We start from the raw sequence: 5,699 nt of genomic DNA, 5'->3' as shown, positions 1-5,699 counted from the left end.
CTAGAATGAAGATGAAGCCGAGCACGATCTGGCTGGCGCCAAACAGGGCCGGCACCGCGAAATCGCCGATCGTGAAGCCGCGTTCGACCGAGCGCAGGATCTCCGACAACAGCGAAACGCAGATGACGCCGACCACCGCGCCGGTCAGGGAGCCCATGCCGCCCAGCACCAGCATTGTGATCAGACTCATCGTCAGCGCGAAGTAGAAAGTGTTCGGCGAAAACGAGCCGAGATAATGCGCATAGAGCGACCCGCCGACGCCTGAGAAGAACGCGCCGATGACGAAGGCGATCAGTCTGGTCCGCAGCACGCCGATTCTGACAGCGCTGGCCGCGATCGTGTCGTCGCGCACCGCCTTCATGGCGCGCCCGAAAGGCGAATAAACCAGGCGCGCCAGAACGAACACCGTGATGGCGAGCCAACCCATCACCCAGGGCAACGTCGTCTCCAGCGGCACGCCGGTAAACGTGCGGGCACCTCGGGTGAAATCCGACGCATTGATCAGCACCACGTTGACGATAATCAAGAATCCCATCGTCGCCACCGAAACGAAATAGCCCGACAGGCGCATCAAGGGATAACCGACGACCACCGCAAGCAATGCCGTCAGAAGACCTGCCACCAGCGTCGCCGGCAGGAAGGGGAGGCTGAAAGCATGCAGAAACCCCGGCAGATGCGGCAGCAATGCCATCTTCTGCTGCACCGGGATCGACAGGATTCCCGAAATATACGCGCCGGCGCCGATGAAGCCGACATGGCCGAGCGAAAACACGCCCGTAAAACCGTTGCTCAGCGACAGCGCCAGCACCAGGATTGCATTCAGCGCGATCAGCAGGATAATCCGGACGAAATAGTCGCTCAGCACGTGCGGCGCACCGAATGCGACAGCTGCCCCCGCCACCACGGCGACGAGGACGAGGAGTGTGATCCGCGCTTCCCGGCTCACAGCTTTATCTCCCGGTTTGGCTGGAGCAGCCCGCCCGGGCGCACCAGGAGAAAGGCGATCAGCACGGCGAAGACGATTGCGTCGCGATAGGACGAGACGCTGCTCGGCAGGAATGCGACGATGAATATCTCCAGCGCGCCCAATATGTAGCCGCCGACCAGGGCGCCCGCGATCGACCCGAAGCCGCCGATGATTGCCGCCACGAAAGCCTTCAGGAGCGGCGTGAAGCCCATCTGCGGCTGCACCACGCCGGCCTGTGCCGCCCACAAAATGCCGGCGAGGCCGGCATAGGCGGATGCGACGATGAAGGCGACGATGATCAGCCGGTTGACGTTCAGACCGACAAGGTGTGCCGCCGACATGTCCTCGGCTGCGGCGCGCATGCCGAGCCCAGTCGTGGTGCGCGTGATAAACCAGCCGAGGAGCAGCAGCGACACGAAGGTCAGCGCGATGGTCAGGAGATTGATGCTGGTGAAGGTGATGGCGCCGTTCGACATTTCCCAGGAGGTGTTGAGAATATCGGGGAGTGGAAAATTGCGCGGCGAGGAGGTGAACACCAGGATGCCGACATTCTCGATGATGTAGGTGACGGCGAGGCTGGTCAGCAGTCGCGCAACGTCGGGCGCGTCGCGGATCGGGCGGTAGGCGATGCGTTCGATGAGGAAGCCGGCGGCGGCGGCTGCGGCGATGCCGCAGATCACGGCGACCGGGAACGGAACGCCGATGCCGACCAGCAAGGCAACCCCGAAGGCACCTACCATCATGACGTCGCCATGCGCGAAATTGGTGAGCTTGAGGACGCCGAAGACGATCGACAGACCGACCGCCACCAGTGCGTAGAGGCTGCCGAGGCTCACCGCATTGACGATCTGCTGCAGGATATAGTCCAGCTGGGTCATGTTGCCGCCCCGAGATATGCCTGCGCCACGCGTTCGCTGTCGCGCAGTTCCGCGGACCGGCCAGACAGCGCCACCTGGCCCGTGCGCAGCACATAGGCACGGTCGGCGAGGTCCAGCGCGAGCGTGATGTTCTGTTCCACCAGCAGCATCGTCATGCCCTGGCGCTTCAGTTCGGCAAGCGCGCTGAAGATATGGCGGACCAGCAGCGGCGCAACGCCGAGCGAAGGCTCGTCGAGCAGCAGCAGGCGCGGCGCCGCCATCAGCGCGCGCGCCAAAGCAAGCTGCTGCTGTTCGCCGCCCGACAGCGTGCCGGCCAGTTGCTTCAGCCGCTGCTTGAGAATCGGGAACAGCATGAACATGCGCTCGCTGTCTCTGAGGATGGCATCCTTGTCGGTGCGGGTGCAGGCGCCGAGCCGCAGATTGTCAGCCACCGTCAGGCCGCCGAACAGGCGCCTGCCCTCCGGGCTCTGCGCGATGCCCAGACTTACGATGCGCGACGGAGCGACACCTCCAATCGGCTTGCCATCGAAGATGATCCTGCCGCCGCGCGGCCGCGACAGGCCGGAAATGGTGCGCAAGGTCGTGCTCTTGCCGGCGCCGTTGGCGCCCACCAACGCCACCACCTCGCCGGCATGGACGTCGAGCGAAATGCCCTTCAGCGCACGCACCGCGCCGAAATTGACCTCGAGGTTCTCGACACTGAGCAGAACGGGGCTAGGCGTGGCCAAGATACGCCTCCCGCACTTTCGGGTGTTCGCGTACCTGCTCCGGTGTTCCGACGCAGATCACCTCGCCAGTCGCCAGCACCTGGATGCGTTCGCACAGCGCCATGATCAGGTCCATGTCGTGCTCGACAACGACCACCGTTACGCCATAGCGGTCACGGATCGTCCGGATCAGCGCTGCCAACACCTTGGTCTCGTTGGAATCAAGACCGGCAGCGGGCTCATCGAGCAACAGCAGTTGCGGGCCGGTCGCCAACGCACGCGCAATCTCCAGCCGCCGCTGATCGCCGTAGGGAAGATCCGCGGCGACCCTGCCGGCCTGATCTGTCAGGCCCATGAGGTCGAGGAGTTCGTCGGCCTTCTGCCGGGTCGCGGCCACCCGCTCGCGATAACGCCGACCGCGCAGCACGGTATCGGCGGCGCCGACAGGATGGCGCAACTGCGCCGCCGTCAGCACGTTCTGCGCGACGCTGAGGCTGCCGAACAGGCGAGAGCCCTGGAAGGTGCGGGCGATGCCCATCGCGACGATCTGCGATGTGCGCAGGCCGACGATCGACCGGCCCTCCATCTCGATGCTACCGGAATTCGGCTGGGAGAAGCCGGTGATCAGGTTGAAAAGCGTGCTCTTGCCCGAGCCATTCGGCCCGATTACCCCAATGATTTCACGTTCGTGGAGCTCGATGGAATGATCACGCAGGGCAACCAGCCCTCGAAAGGCTTTTGTCAGCCCGACCGTCCTCAACAGCACTCGACTCGACTGTCTATCCACCCGCCGGTTTGCCCCTGTCCCTCGCCGCCCCGTTCGGCCCGGTCAAGCTTCAAATGGACAATTCGAACGGCAAGATGTCAAGTCCTATTCCCAAGAGGAAAGCTGTATGCCTGCCTCGGCTCGACCGTTGCCGCGACAGCACCGGCATCGATGCAGGGCCTGCAGTCCAGCGCGCCAGCGCTCGCTTCTCGAGCCTGCGCGCATAGTGCGTGGGCGCAAGGCACGAGACGAAGACGATCGGCGCCACCGGCCCGTAGACCTTGGGCGTCCTCGGACCGCGCTTGTGCTAGCTTGTTGTCTGTTCGGCGACAGCTTCTTCGAGGCCGGCTGCGGCCTGGGCGGCGAGAGCGCGCGCCGCCGCCTGTGAATCGTAGAATTCCTCGAGCGCATGAACCCTGCCCCACCGCAGCGTGAACACGTGGAGACCACGGTTGACGTAGGACGTATCGCCGTTGAGCAGGGTAGCGGTGCCATCCCACTGGGCAAACACGGTGGTATGCCACGGCCAGCCCTTCACCCACACGTGGTTGACCGTGAGATGGAGAGTGGGCAGAACACGGCCGAGGCGCTCGAACCACCGGCGCAGGGCCTGCTTGTCGTGGCGCTCGCCACCAAGCGCGTGTGCGCCACCAACCCGGTGATGGACATGCGGCGCGATGGCCTTCACCGCCGCATCCCAGCGATGGTTGTTGACGTCGTCGAAGCTCTGCCGGATCGATTTCTCGACAAAATAGCTGTAAAGCATGTGACCTCTCTCCAAACTTATCGGTGGCGCGCCGTTCCGACGCGAGACCCCGGCCAGCATCGCTCGGCCGCGGTCTGCGCGTCAGGTCAGGGCATTGTCGCGTCGGCTCGCAGGGATGTGTCCGTCTCGGTCGAGACCGTCACTTCCTCACCGGACCTTGAGAACGCGTAGAGCGAGCCCGGGTGGCCAGGTATGGAAAACGCCACGGAGTCACTGTTGGCGAGGCCCATGACAACCCGCAGCGGATCACCCCCGGTCTTCGGTGCGAAAGTGGCGGTGACCTCAAGCAGGTCGCCGTCCGGAACGTAGTAGACCACCATGTCCAGGTGTGCCTGGTGCAGGCTACCGCCTTCGATCGGGCGCCCGATGGTGGCTTCCTCGGCAAGAGCCGGGGTTGCAAGAAACAGCGCCGCCAGCAGCGAGGCGCCCAAGGTTTTGCGGATCATCTCATTTGTCCTTTTTTAGATTGCGTTCACCCTCTATATAGGGTATAGATTACGAATGCAATCTAAAAAAGGAGATGACGATGCGTGTAAGTCGCACTCAGGCCGCGGAAAACCGTGAGACCGTGATCAATGTGGCAAGCCGGCTTTTTCGGGAGCGCGGGTTCGACGGCATCGGCCTCAAGGATCTGATGAAAGGGGCCGGGCTGACCCAGGGCGCCTTTTACAAGCAATTCGAGTCGAAGGACGATCTGGCGGCGCTGGCGTCCAGGCGGGCGATGGAAAGCGCCACCCACAAATGGTCGGCCGCGACCGCGGCAAATCCCGGGAACCCGCTCGACGGGGTGATCTCATTCTACCTCAGCATGGATCATCGCGGAGAAAAGATGGACGGCTGCCCGGTCGTTGCGCTCGGCTCGGATGCCGCCAGGCAAGGTGCCGAGGTGAAGGCGTCATTCGAAGCCGGCATCAAGGCGTACCTCGAGATGCTCGGCGGTTGGGTTGGCGAGGGCGACATCGAAAAGACCGGCAACAAGGCAATGGCCGTTCTCTCGACGATGGTCGGCGCGGTCGTGCTGTCGCGGGTCGTCAACGACCCCGACCTTGCGCAGGCTTTTCTGGATGCGGCGGCCGATCAGGTTCGCGAAGCAGTCGCTACTTGAACGGCGCGAGCAGCGCCGCCAGCACAGCAAGGATAGGAGAGCAGATGGAACGGATTGTCGTCACGGGCATGGGTGCGGTCACGCCCCTTGCCGCCAATGTCGAAGCGTCCTGGTCACGCCTGCTTGCCGGCCGGTCTGGCGTTCGCAGGCTTCCTGACGATGTGGTGGGAGAGCTGCCGGCTAAGATTGGCGGCGTGGTTCCCTCCCTGGGCGAAGACCCCGAGGCTGGTTTCGATGCCGATGCCGTCCTGTCCGCGAAGGATCAGCGCAAGGTAGACCGGTTCATTCTCTTCGCGCTGGCGGCGGCGGAAGAGGCGCTTGCGCAGGCGCAATGGAAGCCTGCCTTGGAGACGGATCGCCTGCGCACGGCCACGATCATCGCTTCAGGTGTCGGCGGGTTCCCGGCCATCACCGAGGCGGTGCGCACGGTGGACCTGCGTGGCGCCCGCCGCGAGGTTCACCAGGAAGGACGGCACCGTAAAGGGAGACAGGCGGCGGGCGCCACGCAGG

The 5,699-nt window shown here is 64.1% G+C and carries 7 protein-coding genes and 1 pseudogene; 2 read left to right on the top strand and 6 right to left on the bottom strand.

The window, feature by feature from the left end; genetic code table 11:
• The 6 genes from EN994_RS15285 to EN994_RS15260 form a co-directional block, all read right to left on the bottom strand.
• The coding region (locus tag EN994_RS15285; protein ID WP_164745935.1) for a branched-chain amino acid ABC transporter permease at nt 1-946 on the bottom strand (946 nt) is incomplete at its 3' end.
• A complete protein-coding gene (locus tag EN994_RS15280; RefSeq protein ID WP_024502052.1) occupies nt 943-1,845 on the bottom strand; it encodes a branched-chain amino acid ABC transporter permease in 903 nt (300 codons plus the stop codon). The genes EN994_RS15280 and EN994_RS15285, both read right to left, overlap by 4 nt.
• Nucleotides 1,842-2,573 (bottom strand): ABC transporter ATP-binding protein, encoded by a 732-nt coding sequence (locus EN994_RS15275; protein ID WP_013528428.1) that lies wholly within the window; start codon nt 2,571-2,573, stop codon nt 1,842-1,844. The genes EN994_RS15280 and EN994_RS15275 overlap by 4 nt, the downstream gene beginning before the upstream one ends.
• Nucleotides 2,560-3,339 carry an ABC transporter ATP-binding protein gene (locus tag EN994_RS15270; RefSeq protein WP_024502054.1) on the bottom strand — a complete coding sequence of 260 codons (780 nt, stop codon included), beginning with the start codon at nt 3,337-3,339 and terminating at the stop codon, nt 2,560-2,562. Before EN994_RS15270 ends, EN994_RS15275 begins: the two co-directional genes overlap by 14 nt.
• Before the next feature lie 286 nt (nt 3,340-3,625).
• A complete protein-coding gene (locus EN994_RS15265; RefSeq protein ID WP_063169747.1) occupies nt 3,626-4,084 on the bottom strand; it encodes a nuclear transport factor 2 family protein in 459 nt (152 codons plus the stop codon).
• 86 nt (nt 4,085-4,170) lie between these two features.
• Nucleotides 4,171-4,530: a hypothetical protein gene (locus EN994_RS15260; RefSeq protein ID WP_063169746.1), complete on the bottom strand. Its 360-nt coding sequence runs from the start codon at nt 4,528-4,530 to the stop codon at nt 4,171-4,173.
• Nucleotides 4,531-4,610: 80 nt separating this feature from the next.
• Between EN994_RS15260 and EN994_RS15255 the strand changes: the two genes are divergently transcribed.
• Nucleotides 4,611-5,189, top strand: a complete 579-nt coding sequence (locus EN994_RS15255; RefSeq protein WP_063169745.1) for a TetR/AcrR family transcriptional regulator — start codon at nt 4,611-4,613, stop codon at nt 5,187-5,189.
• Between the two features lie 44 nt (nt 5,190-5,233).
• Nucleotides 5,234-5,641, top strand: a pseudogene (locus EN994_RS15250) (beta-ketoacyl synthase N-terminal-like domain-containing protein); the annotation flags it as partial.
• Nucleotides 5,642-5,699 lie beyond the last annotated feature (58 nt).

The sequence above is a fragment of the Mesorhizobium sp. M7A.F.Ca.CA.002.09.1.1 genome (assembly GCF_003998555.1).
Lineage (GTDB): Bacteria > Pseudomonadota > Alphaproteobacteria > Rhizobiales > Rhizobiaceae > Mesorhizobium > Mesorhizobium ciceri.
This window is presented reverse-complemented; position numbering and strand designations above follow the sequence as displayed.